The following is a 2,522-nucleotide window of genomic DNA, read 5'->3' on the forward strand; positions in this document are numbered from 1 at the left end:
TTTCTTTATGAAAACTATGGTTTTTTGGGAGAGCTGGGATTAGACGGAGAAATCCAACACGTTCCGGGCGTTCTTCCTATGGTATTGGCTTTGGAAGAAGCAGGGCTAAAGGGCGTATTTGTTCCGAAAGACAATGAGCCGGAGGCAAGAAACAGTGAAAAGCTGGAGGTGATTGCCTGTTCTCATATTACAGAGATTTTGGAACTGTGCAAAATCTCCTACGGAAAAAGAGGGGAAGAAGCAAAGCGTAGGCAGCCTTCTTTAGGAGGGAAAAAGGAATCGGAAGAGTCTTTTCAGGAAAATAAGAAATCCGTCTTTTTTCAAGATTCCGGAAAAAGTATTGCTGGCTATGGGAATGGAAATGAAGAAGAGCAAAATTTGGATTTTCAGGACGTTTTAGGGCAAAGCTATGGCGTTAGAGCTGCTCTGATTGCGGCGGCAGGGCACCATGCTCTCCTATTTTCCGGCCCTGCAGGAACCGGGAAGACGATGATTGCCAAAAGAATTCCCGGAATTTTACCGAAGATGAGTAAACAGGAAAAATTGGATTTAACGAAAATCTATTCTATTGCGTCCTGCCTTCCTTCCAAAGAAGGATTAATTGAAAAACGCCCCTTTAGAGCCCCACATTCTGCTGTCAGTCAAAATACTCTTCTTGGAGGAATGTCCTCCGGAAGACTGATTCCCGGAGAACTGGCTCTTGCAGGGAAGGGAGTCCTCTTTTTAGATGAACTGCCTTTATTTAAGAAGGAAAGCATTGAAGCCTTACGGGGGCCAATGGAGGAAAAACGAGTTACTTTGCATCGTCTTCAACAATTTTTTTCCTATCCGGTGGATTGTCTTTTTGTAGCGGCGATGAACCCCTGCCCCTGCGGATATTTTCCGGATAGAAATCGCTGCCATTGTACACCTGGGCAAATCCGTGCCTATCAAAGAGGGATATCCAAACCGATTTTGGAAAGAATGGATTTATGCGTATCCTTACCGGCAATCTCCTTGGAGGAAGCGTTTACAAAGGAAAAAGGGATTTCTACGAAGTGCTTAAGAGAACAGGTGGAAAAAGCAAGGAAAATGCAGGAAAGCCGATTCTCCTCAGAGGAAACACTACGGTGGAATGGGGATATGCATGTAAATGAGGTGAATAAATACTGTCTTTTAGGAAGTGAAGAAAGGGAATATATGGAAAGTATCTTCCAGCTTAAAAATTTGTCTATGAGAACCTATCATAAAATCTTAAAGCTTGCTCGAACCATTGCGGATTTAGAGGAAGAGGAGGACATTACGATCAATCATCTGGCGGAGGCAGTTTCCTATAGGGGACTGGAGGAAGAGCTGTTTGCTTTATAGAAAAAGCCTGAATCGGAGAGAGAAAAGTGTAGAAAAGAAAAGCTTGGAAAAGAAGAGTATGGAAGAAAAAAACATGAAAGAGAAAAACATAGAAAAGAAAAATATAGAAAAGAAAAATATAGAAAAGAAAAGCATGGGAGAGAAAAGTCCTAAAGAAAGTAGCCTAGCACAGGGGGTAAAAGAACTGTTACCCTTTCAGCAGGATTTCCCGAAAAGATTAAAAGAAATTCCAAATAGTCCCGACTGCCTTTATCTAAAAGGCGTGCTACCGAAAGAGGAAGAGCGTACCGTGGGGATTATAGGGGCAAGAGACGGCACGGAATATGGAAAGGATATTGCCAGATCCATTGCCAAAACCTTGGCAAAAAAGGGAATTGGAATTGTCAGCGGTATGGCCTACGGTATTGATTCAGCGGCCCATGAAGGCGCTTTGGAAGGGAAGGGCAGAACCTATGCGGTTTTAGGCTGCGGGGTGGATATTTGCTACCCAAGCTGTAACTTTCGACTTTATGAAAGCATAGAAAAGCAGGGAGGAATTCTTAGCGAATATTCTTTGCATTCGCCTCCGTTGCCCCATCATTTTGTGGAAAGAAACCGCCTGATTTCAGGGCTCTCCGATGTGCTCCTGGTGGTGGAGGCAAAGGAAAAATCCGGTACCTTCATCACCGTAGATCGTGCTTTGGAGCAGGGAAAACAGGTCTTTGCGGTTCCGGGAAGAATCGTTGACCGCCTTTCTCAGGGATGTAACAGACTTATCCGAGACGGTGCTGCGGTATGTACCTCCGCCGGAGATATCTTATCTTACTTTTCTTTGGAAGCGGAAAAAGAAGAAGACAGGGATAATGAAATCAAAAATTTTCCTAAGGAAAAGCAGGAGATTTATCATGCCTTAGGTTTTGAAAGCAAACATTTTCAAAAGCTGCAGGAGGAAGTAAAGCTGCCCCTTTACCTTATGCATCGTTATCTTATTGAGTTGGAAGTGGAAGGCTACTGCGAGTGTTTGCAAGCTGCATATTATAGAAGAAAAAACAGAAGCGGATACTTCTTTTAGAAAACTTATTTTTCTTTAAAAAATAGAATAATTTATAGTATTAATTCGATATACTTTCCAAGTAGATGAAAAATTTCTTAGGAAGTAAATCTCTTTTTATTTCTTGCACTTTTCTTATAAAAGT

2 protein-coding genes are annotated in these 2,522 nt (G+C 42.3%); both read left to right on the forward strand.

Annotated elements, in window-relative coordinates; genetic code table 11:
* The coding region (locus ACO4PX_RS09845; protein WP_485572515.1) for a YifB family Mg chelatase-like AAA ATPase at positions 1–1,347 on the forward strand (1,347 nt) is incomplete at its 5' end.
* Between the two features lie 73 nt (positions 1,348–1,420).
* Positions 1,421–2,398 (forward strand): DNA-processing protein DprA, encoded by a 978-nt coding sequence (dprA, locus tag ACO4PX_RS09850; RefSeq protein ID WP_314965529.1) that lies wholly within the window; start codon positions 1,421–1,423, stop codon positions 2,396–2,398.
* The last annotated feature ends 124 nt before the right edge of the window (positions 2,399–2,522 follow it).

The organism is Oribacterium sp. (genome assembly GCF_057249185.1).

Excerpts from the sequence above, each read along its gene's own strand:
- dprA (WP_314965529.1), top strand. The coding sequence starts at position 1,421 with ATGAAAGAGAAAAACATAGAAAAGAAAAATATAGAAAAGAAAAATATA.